Genomic DNA, 22,528 nt, shown 5'->3' on the forward strand with positions numbered 1-22,528 from the left:
CAATATGACTTATCACATTGTCTTCTTCCCTCTCTATTATAAACGGTTTAATTTGGAAATTGTTTCATAACTTTTACTTTTTTTCAAAATTTTATATGTTTTTTTAGGACGATCATATCCATACATTGAATACCATTTTCAAAAATCGCTTCTTCATAGTTATCTATGAAATAATTTTTTAGAATAGTCTCGATCCGAAAACCGCATTTTTGATAAAGAGCTAGCTGATTTATACTTGAATTGCCTGTTCCAATCACTACATGATGCTTACCGCTTGCCTCACTTTGCTTTGTGACAAAATGCAGGAGCTTTTTTGCTATTCCTCTTCCCCTATACTTAGCTTCCACAGCTATATTAACAATTTCATCTTCTTCTCCTCTTGGAACAACGACAATAACTCCAACCAATTCATGCTGATATTCCGCCACAAAAACGATACCAGTCTTAAGATATTCAGCTATTTTCATTTTTGAAGGGTCTGCTTCAAGAAGGAGATGATATGGTGCTTCCTCTGTTTCAAGGAGCTTCCGAATTACGATTTCCATAACTTTATCAACGCCTGTGTCCCACTGTTTTCTTCTCCAGATTGTGCTAGCTTTTCATATAGTTCATGTGCAAGCTTTAATCCAGGAGTTTGCAAATCCATATTTCCCGATTCTTCAAGGGCAATTCCCATATCTTTAATAAAATGCTTTACAAAGAATCCAGGTTCAAAATCATCAGCTAACATCCTTGGGGCGAGATTACTTAGTGACCAGCTTCCAGCCGCTCCTGTCGAAATACTCTTTAGGACATTAGCTGGATCCAATCCTGAACTTTCAGCATAAGCAATCGCCTCACAAACTCCAATCATCCCTGCTGCTATTGCGATTTGATTACACATCTTAGTATGCTGACCTGAGCCTGATTCCCCTTGATAAACAATATTTTGCCCCATTGTCTCAAAAATCGGTAAACAATACTCATATGCATCCTTATCACCGCCGACCATTATAGCAAGTCGTGCTTCCCTTGCACCGATATCACCACCTGAAACAGGAGCATCAAGAGCAAATAATTTTTTCCCCTTTGCTTCTTGATATATTTTCTTTGCTAAAGCAGGCTTTGAAGTTGTCATATCAATAATATATGTACCTGGACGAGCTGATTGAATAATGCCGTCTTGGCCTAAATAAACTTCCTCCACGTCTTGTGGATAACCAATGATCGTAATAATGACGTCACAATCGCCCGCTAATTCCTGAACAGTATTTTTCCATACTGCACCTTGCTCGATAAGCTGTTCAGCCTTTTTCTTTGTACGTGTATAGACTTGTAAAGGATAACCAGCGCGAAGAATATTTTTCGCCATGCTTTGTCCCATAACACCTAGTCCAATAAATCCAACGGTTTGCTTCATTTTTGTTCCCCCTTATAAGAAGTAATAGTTACATTATAAAAGAATAAAGTAGTATTTTACCATTTTTTTCACAATCATTTTAACAATATAAATTTTCTCTTTTTGGTTAAAATAGGATGGATTCTACAACGCTTGCAAAAAGGAGAAAAAAATGGGAACAGAAAATCATGCAATACCACATGATAGAAGCTTAGATAACAGCATTGCTCTCATGCGTGAAGGCTATCACTTTATGCAAAATCGTGTCAATAAATACCATTCAACTATCTTTGCAGCACGACTTCTAGGGGAAAAAGTTATTTGCATGACAGGAAAAGAAGCTGCTGAAATCTTTTATGATACCAATCGCTTCAAGCGAAAAGGAGCAACTCCAAAGCGGATCCAAAAAACACTTTTCGGTGAAAATGCAATCCAATTAATGGATGGTTTAGCACATACACACCGAAAAAAATTATTTATGTCCCTTATGACTCCTAAGCATCAAGCAGAGCTTGCAGCACTAACAAAGACCCACTGGGAAATGGCACGAAAGAATTGGGAAGAATCTAAACAAGTCATTCTTTTTGACGAAGCAAAGCTTGTCTTATGTCGAACAGCTTGTAAATGGGCAGGTGTCCCGTTAAAAGAGACTGAGGTTAAAGAACGTGCTGAGGATTTCAATGCAATGATTGATGCGTTTGGGGCTGTTGGACCACGTCATTGGAAAGGAAGAAGAGCCCGAACACGTGCTGAACATTGGATTCAATCGATGATCGAGGATGTCCGTGCAAATAAGATAGAGGTACAAAAAGGGACTGCTATGTATGAAATGGCTTTTTATAAGGATGAAATCGGTCAACCATTGAGTTCATTAATAGCAGCAATCGAGCTGATTAATGTTTTAAGACCTATTGTTGCAATTTCAACCTTTATCACATTTGCAGCATTAGCATTGCATAATTATCCAATTTGCAAAGAAAAGCTTTTTGAAAGTGATGATGCATATTTAGACATGTTTGTTCAAGAGGTACGACGCTTTTATCCGTTTGCCCCAATATTGGGAGCAAGAGTTAAGAACAATTTCATATGGAATAATTGCAATTTTGAAGAAGGGACATTAGTTCTCCTTGATGTTTATGGAATCAATCATGACCCTACTTTATGGGATAAGCCAAATGACTTTCACCCAGAACGATTTAAGCAATGGAAAGGCAACTTATTTGACTTTATTCCTCAAGGTGGTGGGGCTCCTGAAACAGGGCATCGTTGTCCTGGTGAAGGGATCACAATTGAGGTTATAAAGGCCAGCGTTCAATTTCTCGTTCATCATATAACCTACCAAGTACCTACACAAAACTTACATATTCCAATGAATCGCATGCCAACGTTTCCTGAAAGTGGCTTTATCATTGAAAATGTCAAAGAAAAGACCTCCATAAGATAAAATCTTTTGGAGGTCTTCATCCCCTTTATATAGACTTTACCATTCCGCCATCAACTAAAAAGGTTTGTCCGGTCATATAGGTGTTCATATCAGATAAGAGGAAACAAACATACGTAGCAAATTCCTCAGGCTTCCCATATCTTCCTAATGGAATTGTTTTGTTCATCATGTCCTCTATTTCTTCTTTTGTTTTCCCTTGCTTATTAGCAGCAATCTCATCAAGTGATGCAACTCTATCAGTAGCAATTCTACCTGGTGCAACTGTGTTAATCAAAATCTCATATTGTGCTAGCTCGCTTGCAAGTGTCTTCGTTAACCCAATCATTCCAGTTCTAAACGTATTTGATAAAATTAGTCCAGGAATTGGCTCCTTTACTGAGGAAGAAGCAATATTAACAATTTTCCCACCATTCTTTTTCATATAAGGTAATGTTTCCCGAATGAAACGTATGTAGCTTAGAAGATTTAACTCAAACGCATATTGCCAATCATCATCTGACATCTCTTCAAATGTTCCAGCAGGCGGACCACCAGCATTATTTACTAGTAAATCAATTGTTCCAAATTTTTCAACCGTTGCTTTTACTAATTGCTGAATTTCCTCCTTCTTCGTTACATTACATGCCTTATATTCAACTATTCCTTTGTTTACCTCAGTTAAATCTGTTTTTACCCTACTTAATTTCTCCTCATCTCGACTTGATATCATGACATTTGCACCTAGTGATGCAAGTTGCTCTGCAATTGCTTTTCCTAATCCTTGGCTTGATGCAATAACAAGTGCAGTTTTCCCTTGAAAATTACTGTACATATTTTCACCTCATCAATTTAGATCAATAGTATTACAGTTAATCTGCTTCTTTACCTTATTATTATGACTTATCATATTAATATAAAACAGATTCAATTTTATATTTATAGAGGAAAAAAAGTAGTGTTATAGAATCATTATCTAGAGGTGATTGGTAATGTTTAGGAAAGAGATGTATTTGTTTCATGATAATAAACCAGTCAAAACATTCTTTCGTCAGTATACAGAAGATGACTTTGAGCAATTGATTGCTATACAAAGGGAAAGCTTTCCACCGCCATTTCCGCCTGAATTATGGTGGAATAAAGCGCAGTTGCATAACCATGTAACAATTTTTCCAGAAGGTGCTCTTTGTGCTGAGATTGATGGAACGATTATTGGCTCGATAACTGGATTAATCGTACAATTTGATCCACTTCATCCCAATCATACATGGGAGGAGATAACTAATAATGGATACATTCATAACCATAACCCAAATGGAAATACGTTATATATTGTTGATATATGTGTTGCTCCGCCATATCGTAAATTAGGAGTAGGGAAATGGCTAATGCAATCCATGTATGAAACGGTCATTTCATTAGACCTCGACAGATTGTTAGGTGGAGGAAGACTTCCTGGCTATTCTAAGGTTAGTCATGAAAAATCAATTGATGAATATGTAAACAATGTTCTGAACGGAACATTAAAGGACCCGGTCATGTCCTTCTTATTGCGTTGCGGACGTACACCTGTTTGTCCAGTTAAAAATTACCTTGAAGATAAAGAATCTTGTAACTATGGCATGCTAATGGAGTGGCGGAATCCGTTTAAGAGTTGTTAACTGTCGTTCCTATTACAATTCGATAATTAATTGGAAGATATAAACAGAGGTGGTTATGAACAATGAAAAACGATAGAGATTTACCTGATAAATCTTATTTTTGAAGGCATTGAAAAGAAGGCTAGATGAGAGTCATATTGAAAGGACCAAAATTGTAGAAAAACTCTCGATTAACTACGCAGGCTTTCGAGGAGAACAATCGATTGAATATTACTCACTTTAATAGATAACAAAACAAATCGAATATTACACGAATATCAGGCTACAGAGAATCAATAATTGTTATTTTCAAATCGATTACCTCATCGTTAGCCAAAAGTATTGATAATTATGTAAGTAAAACATATAAAAGGGATACTTTATTTCGATAGAAAGTTTAATCAACTGCTCCGAATTGATGACTCGAGTAAAGAAACAGGCTTTCCTGACCCTATCCTTCAAGTAAACCGCCAAAAATCACAACTACAATATTTTCTCCGAAAACACAATTTACCTAATGTTCCAGTTATTCCATTAGTGATTATAAGTTATCCTTCAACAATCATTAAAGTAACTCCAGATCATAAAGATGTATCCCAAGTTGTCATACATTCAGGAGCATTACCATATAAAGATAGGAAATATATTCTAGAGATTTCCAAACTTAAAGAATCGATACGAAATACTGATTTGGAAGTATATTTAAGTAATTGAAAGTATTTGTGAATTAATGGAAGTATTTATTTTTACGAATGAAGATTATTCACAGTAATAGAGAAAAAGACAGGCTATATGCCTGTCTTTTTCAAATTATACATTAAATGTCTCTTTAACAAATGCAACGACTTCTTCAGTTGTGCTCATGCCAAGAACTTTTTCTTTTACAGATTGTGCTTCTGCTTTTGAAAGTCCTTTAATTTGAGTACGTGCTGGAAGAATTGATGTTGCACTCATAGAGAATTCATCAAGACCAAGTCCTAATAATAATGGGATAGCGATCGGGTCGCCAGCCATTTCTCCACACATACCAGCCCATTTGCCTTCTTTATGTGCTGCATCAATAACCATTGAAACAAGACGTAAGATTGCAGGGTTGTATGGTTGATATAAGTATGATACACGTTCGTTCATACGATCTGCTGCCATTGTGTATTGGATAAGGTCATTTGTACCAATACTGAAGAAGTCAACTTCTTTCGCAAATTGGTCTGCCATAACTGCTGTTGATGGAATTTCAACCATCATTCCAATTTCAATATTGTCAGATACTTGAACACCGTTAGCTACTAGCTTTTCTTTTTCTTCTAAAAGAATCGCCTTAGCTTCTCTAAATTCAGAAACAGTTGCAATCATTGGGAACATGATACGTAGGTTTCCGTATGTGCTAGCACGAAGTAAAGCACGTAATTGAGTGCGGAAAATATCTTGCTCTTCCAAACATAAGCGAATTGCTCTAAATCCTAAGAAAGGGTTCATTTCTTTTGGTAGGTGTAAGTATGGTAATTCTTTATCTCCACCGATGTCTAAAGTACGGACAACGACTGGCTTTCCTTCCATTCTTTCAAGAACAGCTTTATATGCTTCAAATTGCTCGTCCTCAGTTGGAAGCTGGTCTCTTCCCATGTATAAAAATTCTGTACGGTATAATCCGACTGCTTCACCGCCATTTTCGATAACACCTTTTACATCATCAGGTGTTCCGATGTTTGCAGCAAGTTCAACATGTTGACCATCTTTTGAAACAGTTGGCTCATTGACTAATTTAGCCCATTCAGCCTTCTGTGCTTCATATTTAGCGCGTTTTTCTTCATATTGAGCAATGACTTCTGCTGAAGGGTTAATGATAACATCACCATCTAAACCATCAACAATAACCATTACGTCATTTTCAATACTTGAAGTCGCTTGTTTAGTCCCTACAACTGCTGGTATTTCCATTGAACGAGCCATAATCGCTGAATGTGATGTACGACCACCAATATCAGTTGTAAAACCTTTAACAAATTGACGATTTAATTGAGCAGTATCAGAAGGTGTTAAATCCTCAGCAATAATAACAACCTCTTCAGAAATAAGGCTCGGATTTGGAATTTGAACACCAAGTAAGTGAGCAATTACACGTTTTGTTACGTCACGAATATCTGCTGCACGTTCTTTCATGTATTCATTATCCATAGATTCAAACATTGAAACAAACATATCAGCTGTTTCTCTCATTGCGAATTCTGCATTTACAGATTCTGTGTTAATTTTATCTAATACAGGATTAAGTAATTCGGGATCACTTAATACTAATAAATGTGCTGCAAAAATTTCTGCTTTATCAGCACCTAGTTCACGGTTTGCATGTTCTTTAATTTTTTCAAGTTCTTCTTTAGATTGGCTGATCGCTTGTTCAAAACGTTGCTTTTCAGCTTCCTTATCAGCAATCTCCCTTTTTTCGATCGTAAGCTCTGGCTCTTCTAAACGGTATGCTTTTGCAATCGCAATACCTGCTGAAGCTCCGATCCCTTTTAGGTTATTACTCATTATTCGCCAAGCCCCTCGTTTTTCAATGTTTCTGTAATTCCAGCAATTGCTTCATCTGCATCTGAACCAGCTGAAATAATCTTAATTTGGGCACCTTGAGGAATTCCTAAAGACATAACACCCATAATTGATTTTAAGTTAACAGTCTTACCGTTATATTCTAAGTTTACATCTGCATCAAATTTGCTAGCCGCTTGCACTAATACTGTTGCAGGACGTGCGTGAATTCCTGTTTCTGCTGTTACTGTAAATGTTTTTTCTGCCATTTTTCATCAATCTCCTTTAAAATCTTTCAATATTCTACAAGTTTCTATTTTAACAGTGAATGAACTCAAAAGACAAGTATGTCGTATTAGAAATAGAAATTTAATCATATTTTGCGCCTTACTATTCGTTTAGTAAGGCACAAAATAGCTTAGATTAACCCTCTATAGAAATAATATTTTCATCTTTTGCATTTACTTTACCAGTTGATTGAAGCTTAATTGATTGACCTTCTTTAAGATTTGTAAACACAATCGGTGTCATAATAGATGGTGCAAGTCCCTTCACTTTTTCGATATCGACTTCAAGTAGTTTTTGACCTTGTTCGACAATATCCCCTTCTTTTACAAAGGTTGTAAAGCCTTCACCTTTAAGATTAACTGTATCAATACCAAAGTGGATTAAAATTTCCTTTCCACCATCTGATTGGATTCCAATCGCGTGCTTTGTTGGGAATACATTCAGAATTTTACCATTTACTGGTGAGACAACTGTACCTTCTGTTGGTAAAATTGCAAATCCATCACCCATCATTTTTCCAGAGAAGACTTGGTCAGGTACTTCTGAAATTTCTTTTATTTCACCTGTTAGAGGTGCAACAATTGTTTCATTTACAATTTCGTTTTGCAGGCCATCTGCTACTACATCTTCTACTTGTTCACGAACTTCTTGCTGTTGAGAAGCTGTTTTTGTCACGCGAGGTTTCTTTCCTGCCATTACATCTTGAATTTGTGTTTTTAAATTATCCGATTTTGGTCCGAAAATTGCTTGAATATTATTTCCAACTTCAAGAACACCTGAAGCACCTAATTTTTTCAAACGATCTTTATCGACATTTTTCGCATCATTTACAGTAACACGTAAACGAGTAATACATGCGTCTAAATGTTTGATATTTTCTTGTCCACCTAAAGAAGCTAAAATTTGCACTGGTAATTCGCCAGCATCAGTTGTTGCTGCAGAAGAATCATCAGAAGTTTCAACTGATGCATCTTCACGACCTGGAGTCATTAAGTTCCATTTGCGAATCGCAAAGCGGAAACCAAAATAGTAAATAACTGCAAGAACTAAACCAACTGGAATTACTAACCACCAATGTGTTTGTGGATTTAACATACCAAAGAGAATAAAGTCAATTAATCCACCGGAGAATGTCATCCCGATTTTAACGTCTAAAATATGCATAGTCATAAATGATAATCCGGCAAAAATAGCGTGGATTCCAAATAGTACAGGTGCTACGAACAAGAATGAGAATTCAAGTGGTTCAGTAATACCTGTTAGGAAAGATGTTAACGCTGCAGAACCCATTAGGCCGGCCACAATCTTTTTATTCTCAGGTTTTGCTTCATGATAAATCGCTAAAGCTGCTGCTGGAAGACCGAACATCATGAATGGGAATTTACCAGTCATGAATGTACCTGCTGTTAAATCTTGTACACCATCTTTAATCTGGTTAAAGAAAATCGTTTGGTCACCACGTACAGTATCACCTGCAGCGTTAACATATGAACCAAACTCAAACCAGAATGGAGAATAGAAAATATGGTGTAAACCAAATGGAATTAATGAACGTTCAATGACACCAAAGATAAATGCAGCCAACGTTCTATTTGCATCTAATAAGTTTGTTGAGAATGCATTTAAGCCTGACTGAATTGGTGGCCAAACAAAATACATAATGATACCAAGAACAACAGCTGAAGCTGCAGTCGCAATAGGTACAAATCGTTTACCTGCAAAGAAACCTAAGTATTGCGGAAGTTCAATTGTAAAGAATTTATTATACATATAAGATGCCAATACCCCTACAATAATCCCGCCAAATACACCAGTTTGCAATGTCGGTATACCTAATACATTTCCATAAGCTGCACTATGGTTTGCTAAAAATTCAGCTAAAGCAGCAGAATCTGTCGGCATTACGCCTAAGCCTTTTAAAATACTGCTCATCGTAATATTCATAATTAAATATCCGATTAATGCAGCAATCCCTGCTACACCATCACCATTTGCTAAGCCAATTGCAACCCCTACAGCAAATAATACCGGTAAATTAGAGAAAACGATATTTCCCGCATTTTCCATTACACTTGCTATAAGAACTACCCAATCACTTGTTAGAAATGGAGCAAGATTAGTTAGTGTTTCGTTTTGCAAAGCATTTCCTAATGCTAGCAATAGACCAGCAGCTGGTAATAACGCAACTGGTAACATGAGTGCACGTCCAATCTTTTGAAGGACGCCAAAAGCATTTTTAAACATAATAAAATAAACCTCCTACCTTTTAATTAAGCAACAAGATAAACAAGAAACAAACAGAATTAACCGTTTACAGTTAACCTGCAAACAAGTCAAAACAAACAAAAAAGGCATGGTGAACAGGTGCTTAATTTACTAATAGGTATACTTCCCCAAAATAGCAAATAAAACACGCTTGTTCACTCATGCCTGATCGAATCAGTAACACGTGAATAAGATCGGTTACATTTATTTATTTGTTAAACGGTATAAGTGCATTGTTAAATATACGGTTTCTGCTTCATAAACAGGTTTCTTTAATACTTGTTGCATGACTTTAATCATTTTCCATGAAGTATTGTAGCATAAAGGATATTCCTTTTTCAACAAAAAAGATAATTTTTCTGGTTCAGCTAAAGATTCACCGGAGTTTACCCGCTCAATTGTATAGCGTAAATGTCGGACTAGTCTTAAATAATTCACACTTTCTCTATCAACAGTTATTTTAAGGGACTCCTCAATAACATCTGTTAAATGGCTTATTAGCTGTGAGTATTGATTTACCTCTGATAACGGCTTATTTGTGATAGAGCTATGGATATGCAAGGCAATAAAACCAATTTCTCCATTTGGTAACTGTACATTCAACCTCTTATTTAATCGTTTTATAACATCAGTAGCAAGTTCATACTCAAAAGGATAGAGAGATTTCGTTTCAAGCAAGAAAGGATTCTTTATATCCATCCCTTGTTGCAAACGCTTTAACGCAAAGGTGATATGGTCAGTTAATGCAATATGAATATGCTCATTAAGTGGATGGTTCACTCTTTCCGCAATATAACGTATCTCATCTTGAATAATCTCGAGCATTTCATCATCAATATCAGTCAATAGCATTTTATATTGCTCTTGTTCTTTTTTGTTTGTTAATACAAACATTTTTTCAATATTATCTTCTTCAATTACATCTCCTGGTTTCTTGCCAAATCCAATTCCTTTTCCTATTAAAACAACTTCGCCATATGACTGATGTTCAACAATTAAAACATTGTTATTTAATGATTTTTTTATGATAAAGGACCCCGTCATGAATCCACAACTCCTTTGCAATCCAATCCTTCATATCGTACAAGAGATATATGCCCTTTCCAGCTGTTGTATAAGTTCTTGTATTTTCTCTTCTGTTATTTTGGCTTTCTTTTTGAAAAAAAACATGTAAACTCCACCTACCATAAAATTATCAATTATGTATTAACTAAACGATTCCTTTATTCTCCATTTACCTAATTGTACCATTTGCTCTTGAAAGTAAAATCTCAAATTTTAAAAACAATGAACTTTAGCAAAAGTGGATGACTCAAAACCAAAGGGTCAGACCCCTCATCTAGAATTAAGAAACGAGAGTTAAAAGGATGGTGGAGTGTTTTTCATATATTGTTCTTAATAAAAAAAGGGCTGAACCCAGCCCCAACAACTAATTGGTTAGTTTTTTAAATATATCGCAAATTGTTCTTGATGAGATTATAGCTTCAAAGAATAAAACTGACTATTTATTTTTGACAATAATCATATTTACGGTTGAACGACTCCAACACCTGCATATTGAGTGACCATTGATTTTACATCCTCAACAGGAGTTAGCGTATAATTGTATGGGACTGTGTAATTTGTAGTGGATGATGTTGGTTGGCTGCCTGTGCTATTAAGATAAAGATTGTTTGAAACATTCCAATAACCTGTCTCGTCGCTGTACCAAAAACCTAATGGGTTATGTGAATTTTCAAATACATTGTTTTCGACAAGGAGTTCCGCACCCATTCGTGCATTTATACCTGAACCATCAATTCCTTCATAATAGTTGTTATAAAGATGTCCTTTGCCATAACGGAAGCTAGGAACACGGGAGTTTAAGTTTTTAAAATGATTATGGTGGAATGTGATATTTCGATCGGCATTATCACTATCTGATGAGCCCATCAACATTGCTTTCCACCCATCATGTACATAGTTCCAAGAGAAGGTTATATTATAAGCGTCACGCTTTACATCGAAAAGCCCGTCATAATAATCTTTGTCTACATTTAGGCTAGCATAAATCTCATTATGATCGACCCAAATATTACTAGAAGGACCTTCAATTGTTACGGCATCTTTATCGCCAGCTCTAACTTCGTGAATCGTGAGGTTTCGAATGATGATATTATTTGCTCTCCATACTTTGATGCCAATTCCATCAAATTCACCGTTTGTACCAACGCCTAATATGGAAACATCAGAAACATCTTTGAGGTTGATTTTACTATCAGAGGTGTTATTGGGTGTAATCGTTCCATTCACATAAATCGTTAAAGGTGTATTATCATCCTTATTATTTAAAGCTTGGATGATTTCATCTCCAGTCTGAACGGTAACCGTATCTCCACCTGCACCGCCAGTTGTTCCACCATTAGAAGTAGCAAAGCCTTTCATACTGAAATCAGGAGTAGCAGCAGAAACAGATTGAAAAGACAAACCAACAACTAAAATTATCATTGAGATACTTGCAATAAACATCTTTAATAATTTTGTTTTCATCTTTCTCCTCACGTCCTTTATTTAATTTATCTTTTCAAGCAAATTCTAGATGCAAATGGTCTACCCTCCTTCCAATTAGGATTAATGAAATCATAACACGTAAGCGTTATCATAAAATAATCATTACATCAGATGTTGAGTATTTAAGTAAAAAATTACCACAATAACTAAAACCTTTCTTAAATCTCCGTTTTTTTCCTATGACTGGACTATGCATTAAGTAGGACTATTACAGGTGCTCAAGGAAAACTAGGAATGATTATGTATGACTTTTCATTCAATAAAAAATGTAGGCACCTAACGAAATGATTACTAAGCTTTTCAAATTGTTAATTATAAACAAAAAAGATCTGATGCATTATCAGACCTTTTTGTTAAGATAAACGATTTCTTTATCTTTATTTATAAAATTTCACTCGATCTTCAAGTGGCTGGAATTCTTTATCACCAGGCTCTGCAGTAGGGTTACCGAAAGGCATTTGTGCAATCAATTTCCATTCAGCTGGGATATTCCATTCCTTTTTCACTTCATCATCGATAAGTGGATTGTAATGCTGTAATGATGCTCCTAATCCTTCTGCCTCTAAACCAGCCCAAACAACTAATTGATGCATTCCAGAAGCTTGGTTTGACCAGATTGGGAAGTTTTCAGCATATAGAGCAAATTGTTCTTGAAGAGATTTAATGACTGCTTCATCTTCAAAGAATAAAACTGTTCCATATCCTGCTTTAAAAGAGTCCATTTTTTGTTGAGTTCCAGAGAAATCTCCTTCGCCAACTACTTTGCGTAAAGTTTCAGTTGTAATATCCCATAATTTATCATGAGCTTCACCAGTTAATACAACAATACGCGCAGATTGTGAGTTAAAAGAAGAAGGTGTATGCTTCACAGCAAACTCAACGATTTCTTTAATTTTCTCATCAGTTACTTGTACGTCTTTATTAATTGCATAATAAGAACGTCTTTCTTTAAGAACAGAGTAAAAATCCTTTGACATACTATGTATCCCTCCAAAAATATTGTCTTTAAATTGAATATCTTGAAACAAGGATTATTTTAAACTAGTAAGTGGGATAGTGTCAAATAATTGTTTTTTTATTTTTTTGTAAAGGATGTCTGTAAACTTTGTTTCGTTTAATTAGTAGTTGTTAAGGGTATTTGCATTTGCAGTGCCCACTTTCCGCGGGGTGGGCGGTGAGCATTTGTTGTAAATACTGCAGGGTCTCACCTATCTCACGCATCCTGCAGGAATTTCGACTTACACTCAAAATCAACCTTTACAAACTTTAGCTAAAAAATAACTTTGTTTTAGAAAAGAGCTCTTTCATCTAAAAAATTGAAATAAGCTCTTTTGTATAAGAATGACGTTCCTTACTAAATAACTGATCACGGTTAAATTGTTCGATAAGCTTGCCGTTCTTCATCACCATCATCCTCTGGCTCATTTGGCTGACAGCGGCAAGATCATGTGAAATAAACAAGTAAGATAGATTTAAAGTTTCACGAAGCTCTGTCAATAATGAAAGCACCGCTCCTTGAGAAATAACATCGAGGCTCGCAGTTGGCTCATCGAGAACGATAAGCTCAGGCTCAATACTGATGGCCCGGGCAATTGTGACACGTTGTCGTTGGCCGCCACTTAATTCATGGGGATATCGATCGGCTAAATCAGGAGTCAGTTCAACAGCTTCAAGAAGTTGCTTTACAAAGGCCTCTTTAGAAGTATAGGAAAAATGGCTAAGATTAAGCTCCTTCCTATATTGAACAAATGGATCAATCAAGGAATCTTTTATTTTTAATTTTGGGTTCAATGCAGCAGATGGATTTTGAAACACGATTTGTATCTTTTTTCGATATGGTAACAGCTGACGTTCATTAAGCTTCTCAATCGGTTCACCCTTAAATTGAATTGATCCACTATCAATTGGTTCAATTCTTAACAAGCAACGAGCTAATGTACTTTTACCACAACCACTTTCACCGACAAGTCCAAGACATTCCCCTTTGTTTAGCTCAAATGAAAGGTTACTCACCGCAGCTTTACTACCTTGATATGATTTTGTTAGCTGTTTCACAGTAAGGAGATTCATCCGTTATTGACCTCCTGTAACCCTGATGGGAGGCCTCGTCCAAGTGTAGGCGCCGCCTCAATCAGCTTCTTAGTATATTCATGCTGCGGGTGGTCAAGTATACGATGCTTTCCACCTGCTTCAACGATTTGGCCCTCTTTCATAACAGCTAAACGATTCGCATATCGTCTGACATGACGCCAATCATGTGTGATGAATAAAATTGCACAACCTGTTTCGTTTTGCCGTTTTGCAAGCAACTCTAAAATCCTGTGTCCTGAAACACTATCAAGTGCCGTAGTTATCTCATCAGCAATCAATAAGTCCGGTGATAATAAAAGGGCTATTGCGATTGAAACGCGCTGGAGTTGTCCACCACTAAGCTGAAATGGATATTGATTGTACAAAGCGTCATCTAATCCAACTGATTCAAGAGCCTCCATTGACTTGTTTTGTCTTGCTTTTGCATCGAGAATACCATGAGCTCTCTGATATTCGTCAAAATGCTGACCAATCGTTCGAAACGGTGTAAAAGAACCCTGATAATCCTGAAAAATATAGGACAATTTTTGACCGCGAATATTCCTTATTTGTTTTGCTGATAATGACAGCAAATCTTCTCCTTTAAAAAGGATCTTTCCCTCAACCCGCAAATTAGGAGAAAGCATTTGTCCAATTGCTTGTGAGAGGATGCTTTTGCCGCTCCCGCTCTGCCCAACCAATGCATACCATTCTCCTTCACGGATGGAAAGAGATACGTTCTGAACGATTTTCTTTTCTTTACTGCTAATGGATACATTGTCAATCGATAAAGTCATTGCTACACCTCTTTCTTCACATCATAATAGTCTCGCAAATAATCCCCAAGCATATTTGTTAATAACACAACTATTACAATAGCTAACCCAGGATAGATCATTAATTCAGGCCTTGACTGAAAGTATGGGCGTGAGTCATTTAGCATTGCCCCCCATTCAGGAGTTGGTGGCTGTGCTCCTAGCCCAATGTAAGAAAAAGCAGAAATGAGCAAAATAATTTTACCGAGATCAAGACTTGCCAAAACGAGGACATGCCCAACAATATGCGGAAATAAATGCTTACGGATAATTTTCATTGAAGATAAACCATTTGTACGGGCAATCAACACATAATCTTTTTGGGATTCTGATAGAACCGTACTTCGCACAAGACGCGCATAACTAACCCATTTGACCATCACAATAGCAAGGACAAGATTACCGATGCCTGGTCCAAGTAAACCGCTCAGAACAATCGCAACAATCATATCGGGGAAAGCTAGAAATGCATCCGCAATTCGCATAAAGATCCGATCAACAATTCCTCGCTTATATCCGGAAATAAGACCAAAAGGGATTCCAATGATAAGCGCAGCAACAAGCGCAAGCAAGCTATAACCAATTGTCTGTTGCCCACCTAGCAAAAGCCTTGTTAGTACATCACGCCCTAGTTGGTCTGTTCCAAGTGGATGCTGAAGACTCATGCCTTGAAGTCGTCCATCAAGATTTGTTAATGTTGGGTCGTGCCGCAAATAAAAGAAGGCATAAATGACCATTACAATAACAGCCCCTCCGCAAATCATAGCCAATATCGCTTGCCAGCTATTCCTTTTTACCTTGGGCAAATGCATCGACATTTGTCTCATCAGTTGATTCTCCTTTCTTTTAGTCTCATTTCCGGATTTAAATACCTATAAGATAAATCCACACATGTATTTACAACAAAAACGATAATGGCCATGATTAATATATACCCTTGAATTAACGGATAATCCCGTTGACGTATCGCATCAACAACAAGCTTTCCGATCCCCGGATACGCAAACAATACTTCAATCACCACTACACCACCGATTAAACTTCCTAAGCTGACTCCAAATACAGTAATAACAGGTGGCAGGCTATGGCGAAATGCATGTACTAGAAAAATTCGCCGTTCTGATAGCCCGCGCGCTCTTGCAGCACGAATAAACTCCTGACTAAGCGAATCAAGTAAGCTTGAACGAAGCAAACGAACATATACGCTAGAGATAGCCAAGCCAAGTGTCAATGATGGTAAGATCAAAGAAACAAACCCTTCTCTCCCCATTGTTGGAAGCCAATTAAAGCGGACACCGAATAAATCAATTAAAATAAGACCTAGCCAGAAGCTTGGAATTGCAGCACCAATAATCGATAATACTCGACTTACTTGATCGATCCAACTATCTCTATATAGGGCAGATAAAGAGCCAAGTGGAACAGATACGATGAGCATAACAATTAATGCGCCGGCGGCTAGTTCGATCGTAGCAGGCAATCCCATTAAAATCATATCTATAACAGGTTGACGAGTGACATATGACGCCCCAAAATCAAGTTGGATAAATTTAAGGAGCCAAAGCCCGTACTGAACAAGCAATGGCTTATTAAATCCCAGCTCTTCTCTTAAAGTCTCTACTTGCTCCTGACTAACAGATAACTCATCAACATTCAAAATCGTTAAAACAGGATCACCAGGTGCCATTCGAACAAATAGAAAACTAACAAATGTAATAAATAACATAAAAAATAATACTTCAAAAAATTTCCGAGTAAGAATTTGGACCATTTACTTCACATCCAACTCGTTAGTAATCATGTAATACTCACTACGCGTTGTTAGCCAATTTTTAACCTTGTTTTCGTTGTATGCAACAATCGTCGATGGATGCAAAACAAATGAATTAATCACATTGTCATGGACATAATCAGCAGCCTGTTCTGCTAAAGTTGCCCGCTCCTCTTGATTGACTGTTTGATTAAGCTTGTCAATAATCGCCGTCAGTTCAGGCTCCTGGGCACCACTAAAGTTAAGAGCACCAGTTGGATGATAGGTTGCATTTAAATAATAGCCAGCATCTCCACGAGGAGCTGTTAAATTACTGTATGTGGCTAAATCCCAGTCACGGTTTGACGCCATGTATTCCTCTGGAATATCAATTTGGCGAATCTCCACATCAATGCCAATTTTTTTCGCATCCGATTGAAACACTTGGGCAATTAAAGGCAAGTCCGCTCGCGCACTATAGGTTAAAAGAGTAAACTTAAGCTGCTCTCCGTCTTTTTGCATTTTCCCGTCTTCAAGTGTATAGCCCGCTTCCTCTAAAAATTTAACCGCTACATCACTCCCGGTTTTACTCTGCTCATACGTTGGTGCAAATGGTAATGATGGTAAAAATGGACCGACAGCAGGTTCTGCGTAACCTAATAAAATTGTATCAACGATCTTTTGACGGTCAATCAGTGCATCTACAGCACGACGTACATTGATATCCTTCAAACTTTTACGTTCCATATTCATCGTCATTTGATGTACGCGGAATGTCGCAGTTGATTCAACTTTAATCCCTTCTTGTGCCCTTAATGATTCCAAGCTCTCTACTTCAGGGCGATAGACGATATCTACTTCCCCAGATTTCAGCGCTAGCGAACGGGCATTTGCATCCTCATTAAAGGAGAAAGTCACCGAGTCAAGCTTTGAGGCTCCATCCCAATAATTATCGTAACGTACGAGTTCTAGCTTGCTTCCAGGTGTAAATGATTTTAACGCAAAAGGCCCTGTCCCAATCGGTTTACCTACAATATCCTCTTCTGTTACATCAATGATCGAAACATTGGGATTAACAAGTTCTGAAACAAATTCCGGAAAAGGCTCCTTAGTTGTTATATGTAATGTATAACCATCTGCTTCAATCTTCTCAATTTTAAGTGCGTTCTGTATTGCCACACTCTCCTTTAACGCTCGTTCAAGAGAGGCTTTCACCGCTTTTGCATCCATTTGTTTACCATTTTGAAACGTGACATCTTCACGAAGCTTAATTGTCCAATGTTGCCCATCCTTACCTTCCCAGCTTTCTGCTAGCCATGGTGCAACCGTTAAATTTTCTTCATCTAATCGCACTAGAGTTTCCGTTATTCCTGCTCTAAGTGGGACATAACTTGAATCAACATGAGGATCTAGAGAATTAGTAGAGAAATTATAAAGAAAATGAATATGCTTATCCTCTGCGTTTTTCTGAACAGTTCTTTCAGAAACTTCTGTACAAGCACTTAACAAGCTAACACAAACTAGTAAAATACTTAATTTTAGTAAGTGAGTTTTTATGTATTTGCCGAAACTACTAAACTCTAAAAAGCCGTTCGAATTATTGCTTTTCCATAAGTTCATTTTTTTCCTCCATATTATTATTTCTTTTCTAAAAAACCGTAATGATTTCGATTTGAATTCTATCGTAATCATTACGATTTGACAAGTGGTAATTTCATTTTTCCTAAATCTTTTAGTATTGATCTCTGATTGTCTTATAAATACTTGCTTTTTAAATTATTTGTAACTACTCAACAATAAACGGTGGGAGTGGGTCGTGAAATTTGCTCCAGTCTTGAATCATCTCTTCGTCTGTTAGAAGACATTCATCTAAGGCCGCTTCAATTTGTTCTTTATTTAAATCTATTCCGATGAGAACAAGTTCATTCATTCGATCTCCATAAACTTCGTCCCAACGTTCGAGCAATTCAGGATCTTCTTCAAGAATTTTAGCTTGCTCCTGCTTAGATGCTGCAGCAATCCATTCACCAGCTCCTTGAAATATAATTGATGGTCCAGCTTGTGAAAGTAAGCCTGTCATATTATTACGGGTAGCCAGCCAAAAGAATCCTTTCGCACGGACAACTTCCACTGGCCAGTTTTCTAGCCACCTTAACCATCTTTCTGGATGGAATGGTTTTCTTCTTCGATAAACAAAGGAGGAAACCCCATATTCCTCTGTCTCAGGAGTATGCTCTTCGTTCAGCTCCTTGATCCAACCAGCAGCTTGACTAGCACGTTCAAAATCAAATAAACCTGTATTCAAAATACACGATAACGCCACAACAGAATATGCACTTTCAATTATCCTTGCTTCAGGATTCAATTTTTGTAAGACTAGTTTCAATTCCTCAATACTTTCTCGATCAACTAAATCAATTTTATTTAACACAAGAACATTAGCAAATTCAATTTGATCAATGAGTAAATCGACTATTTCCCTAGTATCCGTTTCATCATTTCCCTGCTTTCGATCTAGCAGACTTTCCCCTGAAGCAAAGTCATGCCAGAAACGATTTGCATCAACTACTGTGACCATCGTATCAAGCTCGCAGTATTCAGGTAGGTTAATCTTTAAGTTTTCATCAATATAGGTAAACGTTTGGGCAACTGGTATAGGCTCAGAAATACCTGATGATTCAATTAGGATATAATCAATGTCACCAGCTTTTACAAGCCGCTCTACTTCTACAATCAAATCCTCACGTAACGTACAACAAATACAGCCGTTCTGCATTTCAACTAGCTTTTCGTCAGTTCGGCTAAAGCCTCCTTTTTTAACCATTGTGGCATCTATGTTAACCTCACTCATATCGTTAACAATCACCGCAACCTTTAAGTTTTCTCTGTTTTGTAATACATGATTTAATAAAGTCGTTTTCCCTGATCCTAAATAACCACTTAGAACGGTTACCGGTACCTTTCTTTTCATCTAATCTCCTCCTAATTCGTATTCATTACGATTTAAAATTCATAGCCTAGCCACTATTCTCTCCGCTGCCTGCCTAGCACCGGAAATATTTCTAGCAATAGGGCCCATCTCCAACTCTGCCAACGGTCCCATTACATATAAATGAGGACACCACTCTAGGGCTTTATTGACAATTGGATAGCCGCAATGGGCACATGTTAAATGTTCCTCTTCAATTAGTCTCTCTATCCATCGATGACCAGGTCTTGTTGGTAAAAAACCTGTTGCAAGTAATACATGTCTAACTTGAAGTGAATTCGAGATTACGTTAAGATTCAATGTTTCCTTGTCTAAAGTAAATGAAGTAACTTCACCATCAATAATATGTAGCTTCTCTTTTGCCTCTAGTCTCTTCATTGCATATAACACATCTCTTGGAACAGAGCCTTTGAATCTAGCTCGTTTAATTTGCTCTCGACGTATTCGATAATCCTTCACCCTACTAAATGGTCCCTGACGCTTTAACCCTAACCAACCAGGATCGCTATCAAAGTCATGCACACGAAATGAATGACGTTTTATTAAAGATACTTTCCCAGGAAACTGTTGAGATAGCTTAATAGCTAGATGAGCAGCGGTAATCCCTCCGCCAATAATCGCAATAGGTGCTTTCAGCTTTGAAACATCCTTCATGTTTTCATCAAATATATGATGAACCCTTTTCGGACAATTGACAGCAAGCTCCTCTGCCCAAGTAGGAATCAAAAGCTGTTCATTCACGCTGATGGCAATAACGACATTTTTGGATTTAAACATTTCTCCGTTTTCCGTATACACTTCCCAAAAGTCCTTTCCTCTTTGAACCTTTCCAACTAATCCTTTATGCCAGCATTTCTTTAAACCTGTTTCGAATATTACTTTATCGCAATGCTCATTAAACAATTCTAATGAGGGACGTTTATAGATCCCATAGAAATCTTTATGTACATTTGATACTTTCCTTGCAAACTGCTGTAAACTAAAAGGATCAATATCAATGTGATGAACAGACGGCGAACGAAGATAGGACATTGATATTTTAGCAGTATTTTGCTTCCATCTAGTCATAGGTTCGCTATGAGGATCGACTATACAAAGCTTTAATGGTTCGACTTTTTTATGTTTAATTAAATAGGTAGAAATAGTACATCCGTGAATACCACCGCCAATAACTAACCAATCTAGCATTTACTTCCTCCTATAGCACAAATCGTAATAGTTACGATTTATATTTTAATCAACATATCTGATAAATACAAGTTTTTTCTAGACCCAATATATTTATTTGAAATTCCTTTCCATAAACAGGCATAAGAAACAGCCCCCTACGAAAAGTCCAATATTCTTTTCAACAGTTCTAAGGTATGATAAAGTATGTCCATACAAATAATCCTATTAACAAAATTTGAATGCGAACAACTTTGAAGTGAGTGAGTGAAATGAAACCAAAATATCAAGTTCTTATTGATGATATAAAAAGCAAAATACTTTCAGGTGATTACAGTGTAGGAGAACAAATCCCTACTGAATCTGTCCTGCAGGAAACATATAATGTAAGCCGTCACACAGTTCGAAAGGCCATATTAGAACTATCGAACGAGGGATTTTTAAGAAGTGAAAAAGGATCAGGTACTTATGTAAAAAGCCAATATCAATCAAAATCAGGTGGAAAGTCCAATAAAAAAACAATTGGTGTCATCACTACCTACATTTCTGATTATATATTTCCTTCAATTATTCGTGGAATTGAAAGAAGACTAAACGAAGATAATTATTCACTGCTATTAGCTAGTACAAATAATGATGTCGAACAGGAAAAGAAAGCATTGGAGATGATGTTATCATTTGGTGTGGATGGCTTAATTGTGGAACCTACAAAAAGCAATATATATAATCCAAATATCTCTTACTACTTATCATTTAAGGAACAGGATGTACCATTTGTCATGATCAATGCTTATTATGAAGAGCTGGATGTTCCTTTCTTTCGTCTAGACGACGCAGAGTCTAGCTATCTTGCAACAAAAGAATTGATATCAAAAGGACACACACAAATCGGGCTAATTTCAAAAATAGATGATTTACAAGGAAAGTACCGAATGAAGGGATATATCAAGGCACTAGGAGAAGCAAAATTACGTTTTCAACCAGAGCATGTGCTTTTGTATGATACAGAAACAAAGCTTGACTTATATACGAACTTAAAAGAGCTTCTTACTAAAAATCGAAATGTATTAACTGCCATTGTTTGTTATAACGATGAGGTAGGATTAGAACTAGTAAATGTATGCAGACAACTTGATATTTCTGTTCCTGAAAACATATCTATTATTGGCCAAGACAATTCTTATATTGCTAAAAATGCTAACATTAAACTAACAACATTAACACACCCCCAAGAAAAAATGGGAAGAGATGCAGCTGATTGGGTCATCAAAAAGTTGCAGGGCAAAAAGGATTTACCTAATGAAAACTATTACCAACCAGAGTTAATTGAAGGTGAAACTGTAAAAGAGCTAAATAAACAGTAGTTTTGACCTTTTGTAGTTAGTAAACAACCCCTTCTAATTACTCACACCCTCCCACATTATCTCAGGTTGCCAGAAAACAATATACTAAACTCTAAAAGGCTTCTCAAAAAATAATTTAATGAGAAGCCTTAAATTTTGGATTTTAATAGTAATTGGCTCTGCTTACCTCAACTATATGGATTTTCGGCTAAATATAAATAATGAACTAATTTATCAATCAACTATATCATTTTGATTCCCTACAATAATAGGAATGGCAATACAAGTAATATTGTAAAGTGAAGCTCCTTTCAAATATTTGTCCAT

General features: G+C 36.7%; 20 protein-coding genes. 4 read left to right on the forward strand and 16 right to left on the reverse strand.

Annotated elements, in window-relative coordinates; all coding sequences use genetic code 11:
• Positions 1-83: 83 nt before the first annotated feature.
• Entirely contained in the window at positions 84-545 is a 462-nt protein-coding gene (locus tag HU235_RS00005) for a GNAT family N-acetyltransferase (RefSeq protein WP_217451413.1), read from the reverse strand.
• Complete coding sequence (locus HU235_RS00010) at positions 533-1,399, reverse strand: NAD(P)-dependent oxidoreductase (protein WP_174879036.1); 867 nt, start codon at positions 1,397-1,399, stop codon at positions 533-535. Before HU235_RS00010 ends, HU235_RS00005 begins: the two co-directional genes overlap by 13 nt.
• Before the next feature lie 151 nt (positions 1,400-1,550).
• Here HU235_RS00010 and HU235_RS00015 point away from each other — a divergent pair, with 151 nt between their 5' ends.
• Positions 1,551-2,822 (forward strand): cytochrome P450, encoded by a 1,272-nt coding sequence (locus tag HU235_RS00015; RefSeq protein WP_174879037.1) that lies wholly within the window; start codon positions 1,551-1,553, stop codon positions 2,820-2,822.
• 25 nt (positions 2,823-2,847) lie between these two features.
• On the opposite strand, the gene HU235_RS00020 is transcribed toward HU235_RS00015, so the two are convergent.
• Positions 2,848-3,633: an SDR family oxidoreductase gene (locus tag HU235_RS00020; protein ID WP_174879038.1), complete on the reverse strand. Its 786-nt coding sequence runs from the start codon at positions 3,631-3,633 to the stop codon at positions 2,848-2,850.
• 157 nt (positions 3,634-3,790) lie between these two features.
• Here HU235_RS00020 and HU235_RS00025 point away from each other — a divergent pair, with 157 nt between their 5' ends.
• Positions 3,791-4,459: a GNAT family N-acetyltransferase gene (locus tag HU235_RS00025; protein ID WP_174879039.1), complete on the forward strand. Its 669-nt coding sequence runs from the start codon at positions 3,791-3,793 to the stop codon at positions 4,457-4,459.
• A gap of 345 nt (positions 4,460-4,804) precedes the next feature.
• Entirely contained in the window at positions 4,805-5,152 is a 348-nt protein-coding gene (locus HU235_RS25455; protein WP_174879065.1) for a nuclease-related domain-containing protein, read from the forward strand.
• A 96-nt stretch (positions 5,153-5,248) separates the two neighbouring features.
• Here the strand turns inward: HU235_RS25455 and ptsP are convergent, their stop codons facing one another.
• The 13 genes from ptsP to HU235_RS00095 form a co-directional block, all read right to left on the reverse strand.
• Positions 5,249-6,967, reverse strand: a complete 1,719-nt coding sequence (gene ptsP / locus HU235_RS00035) for a phosphoenolpyruvate--protein phosphotransferase (protein WP_095299147.1) — start codon at positions 6,965-6,967, stop codon at positions 5,249-5,251.
• On the reverse strand, positions 6,967-7,233 hold the full coding sequence (locus HU235_RS00040; protein WP_095299148.1) for a phosphocarrier protein HPr: 267 nt from the start codon (positions 7,231-7,233) through the stop codon (positions 6,967-6,969). Before HU235_RS00040 ends, ptsP begins: the two co-directional genes overlap by 1 nt.
• Positions 7,234-7,387: 154 nt before the next feature.
• Positions 7,388-9,496 (reverse strand): glucose-specific PTS transporter subunit IIBC, encoded by a 2,109-nt coding sequence (gene ptsG, locus HU235_RS00045; protein ID WP_174879040.1) that lies wholly within the window; start codon positions 9,494-9,496, stop codon positions 7,388-7,390.
• 225 nt (positions 9,497-9,721) lie between these two features.
• Positions 9,722-10,561: a glucose PTS transporter transcription antiterminator GlcT gene (glcT, locus tag HU235_RS00050; protein WP_095299178.1), complete on the reverse strand. Its 840-nt coding sequence runs from the start codon at positions 10,559-10,561 to the stop codon at positions 9,722-9,724.
• Between the two features lie 483 nt (positions 10,562-11,044).
• Positions 11,045-12,004, reverse strand: a complete 960-nt coding sequence (locus HU235_RS00055) for a pectate lyase family protein (RefSeq protein WP_370877290.1) — start codon at positions 12,002-12,004, stop codon at positions 11,045-11,047.
• Between the two features lie 440 nt (positions 12,005-12,444).
• Positions 12,445-13,044, reverse strand: coding sequence for a nitroreductase family protein (locus HU235_RS00060; protein ID WP_095302223.1), 600 nt, complete (start codon positions 13,042-13,044; stop codon positions 12,445-12,447).
• A 331-nt stretch (positions 13,045-13,375) separates the two neighbouring features.
• A complete protein-coding gene (locus HU235_RS00065) occupies positions 13,376-14,137 on the reverse strand; it encodes an ABC transporter ATP-binding protein (RefSeq protein WP_095302224.1) in 762 nt (253 codons plus the stop codon).
• Positions 14,134-14,934 carry an ABC transporter ATP-binding protein gene (locus HU235_RS00070; RefSeq protein ID WP_095302225.1) on the reverse strand — a complete coding sequence of 267 codons (801 nt, stop codon included), beginning with the start codon at positions 14,932-14,934 and terminating at the stop codon, positions 14,134-14,136. The genes HU235_RS00065 and HU235_RS00070 overlap by 4 nt, the downstream gene beginning before the upstream one ends.
• Positions 14,935-14,936: 2 nt before the next feature.
• Positions 14,937-15,779: a nickel transporter permease gene (gene nikC, locus HU235_RS00075; protein ID WP_174879041.1), complete on the reverse strand. Its 843-nt coding sequence runs from the start codon at positions 15,777-15,779 to the stop codon at positions 14,937-14,939.
• Positions 15,779-16,723, reverse strand: coding sequence for a nickel ABC transporter permease (nikB, locus tag HU235_RS00080; protein WP_174879042.1), 945 nt, complete (start codon positions 16,721-16,723; stop codon positions 15,779-15,781). The genes nikC and nikB overlap by 1 nt, the downstream gene beginning before the upstream one ends.
• Entirely contained in the window at positions 16,724-18,322 is a 1,599-nt protein-coding gene (gene nikA / locus HU235_RS00085; protein ID WP_174879043.1) for a nickel ABC transporter substrate-binding protein, read from the reverse strand.
• 166 nt (positions 18,323-18,488) lie between these two features.
• On the reverse strand, positions 18,489-19,673 hold the full coding sequence (locus HU235_RS00090) for a GTP-binding protein (protein WP_095302229.1): 1,185 nt from the start codon (positions 19,671-19,673) through the stop codon (positions 18,489-18,491).
• 39 nt (positions 19,674-19,712) lie between these two features.
• On the reverse strand, positions 19,713-20,879 hold the full coding sequence (locus HU235_RS00095; protein WP_174879044.1) for an FAD/NAD(P)-binding protein: 1,167 nt from the start codon (positions 20,877-20,879) through the stop codon (positions 19,713-19,715).
• A 251-nt stretch (positions 20,880-21,130) separates the two neighbouring features.
• On the opposite strand from HU235_RS00095, the gene HU235_RS00100 reads away from it, so the two are divergent.
• The gene (locus tag HU235_RS00100) at positions 21,131-22,222 is read left to right on the forward strand and encodes a GntR family transcriptional regulator (RefSeq protein WP_095302231.1); all 1,092 of its coding nucleotides are present in this window, start codon (positions 21,131-21,133) and stop codon (positions 22,220-22,222) included.
• Positions 22,223-22,528: the final 306 nt, after the last annotated feature.

The organism is Metabacillus niabensis (assembly GCF_902829255.1).
Taxonomy (GTDB): Bacteria; Bacillota; Bacilli; order Bacillales; family Bacillaceae; genus Metabacillus; species Metabacillus niabensis.

Excerpts from the sequence above, each read along its gene's own strand:
- HU235_RS00060 (WP_095302223.1), bottom strand. The coding sequence starts at position 13,044 with ATGTCAAAGGATTTTTACTCTGTTCTTAAAGAAAGACGTTCTTATTAT.
- HU235_RS00020 (WP_174879038.1), bottom strand. The coding sequence starts at position 3,633 with ATGTACAGTAATTTTCAAGGGAAAACTGCACTTGTTATTGCATCAAGC.
- ptsP (WP_095299147.1), bottom strand. The coding sequence starts at position 6,967 with ATGAGTAATAACCTAAAAGGGATCGGAGCTTCAGCAGGTATTGCGATT.
- HU235_RS00005 (WP_217451413.1), bottom strand. The coding sequence starts at position 545 with ATGGAAATCGTAATTCGGAAGCTCCTTGAAACAGAGGAAGCACCATAT.
- HU235_RS00040 (WP_095299148.1), bottom strand. The coding sequence starts at position 7,233 with ATGGCAGAAAAAACATTTACAGTAACAGCAGAAACAGGAATTCACGCA.
- HU235_RS00015 (WP_174879037.1), top strand. The coding sequence starts at position 1,551 with ATGGGAACAGAAAATCATGCAATACCACATGATAGAAGCTTAGATAAC.
- glcT (WP_095299178.1), bottom strand. The coding sequence starts at position 10,561 with ATGACGGGGTCCTTTATCATAAAAAAATCATTAAATAACAATGTTTTA.
- HU235_RS00090 (WP_095302229.1), bottom strand. The coding sequence starts at position 19,673 with ATGAAAAGAAAGGTACCGGTAACCGTTCTAAGTGGTTATTTAGGATCA.
- HU235_RS00100 (WP_095302231.1), top strand. The coding sequence starts at position 21,131 with ATGAAACCAAAATATCAAGTTCTTATTGATGATATAAAAAGCAAAATA.
- HU235_RS00025 (WP_174879039.1), top strand. The coding sequence starts at position 3,791 with ATGTTTAGGAAAGAGATGTATTTGTTTCATGATAATAAACCAGTCAAA.
- HU235_RS00070 (WP_095302225.1), bottom strand. The coding sequence starts at position 14,934 with ATGACTTTATCGATTGACAATGTATCCATTAGCAGTAAAGAAAAGAAA.
- HU235_RS00095 (WP_174879044.1), bottom strand. The coding sequence starts at position 20,879 with ATGCTAGATTGGTTAGTTATTGGCGGTGGTATTCACGGATGTACTATT.
- nikA (WP_174879043.1), bottom strand. The coding sequence starts at position 18,322 with ATGAACTTATGGAAAAGCAATAATTCGAACGGCTTTTTAGAGTTTAGT.
- nikB (WP_174879042.1), bottom strand. The coding sequence starts at position 16,723 with ATGGTCCAAATTCTTACTCGGAAATTTTTTGAAGTATTATTTTTTATG.
- HU235_RS00065 (WP_095302224.1), bottom strand. The coding sequence starts at position 14,137 with ATGAATCTCCTTACTGTGAAACAGCTAACAAAATCATATCAAGGTAGT.
- HU235_RS00055 (WP_370877290.1), bottom strand. The coding sequence starts at position 12,004 with ATGATAATTTTAGTTGTTGGTTTGTCTTTTCAATCTGTTTCTGCTGCT.
- ptsG (WP_174879040.1), bottom strand. The coding sequence starts at position 9,496 with ATGTTTAAAAATGCTTTTGGCGTCCTTCAAAAGATTGGACGTGCACTC.
- nikC (WP_174879041.1), bottom strand. The coding sequence starts at position 15,779 with ATGAGACAAATGTCGATGCATTTGCCCAAGGTAAAAAGGAATAGCTGG.
- HU235_RS00010 (WP_174879036.1), bottom strand. The coding sequence starts at position 1,399 with ATGAAGCAAACCGTTGGATTTATTGGACTAGGTGTTATGGGACAAAGC.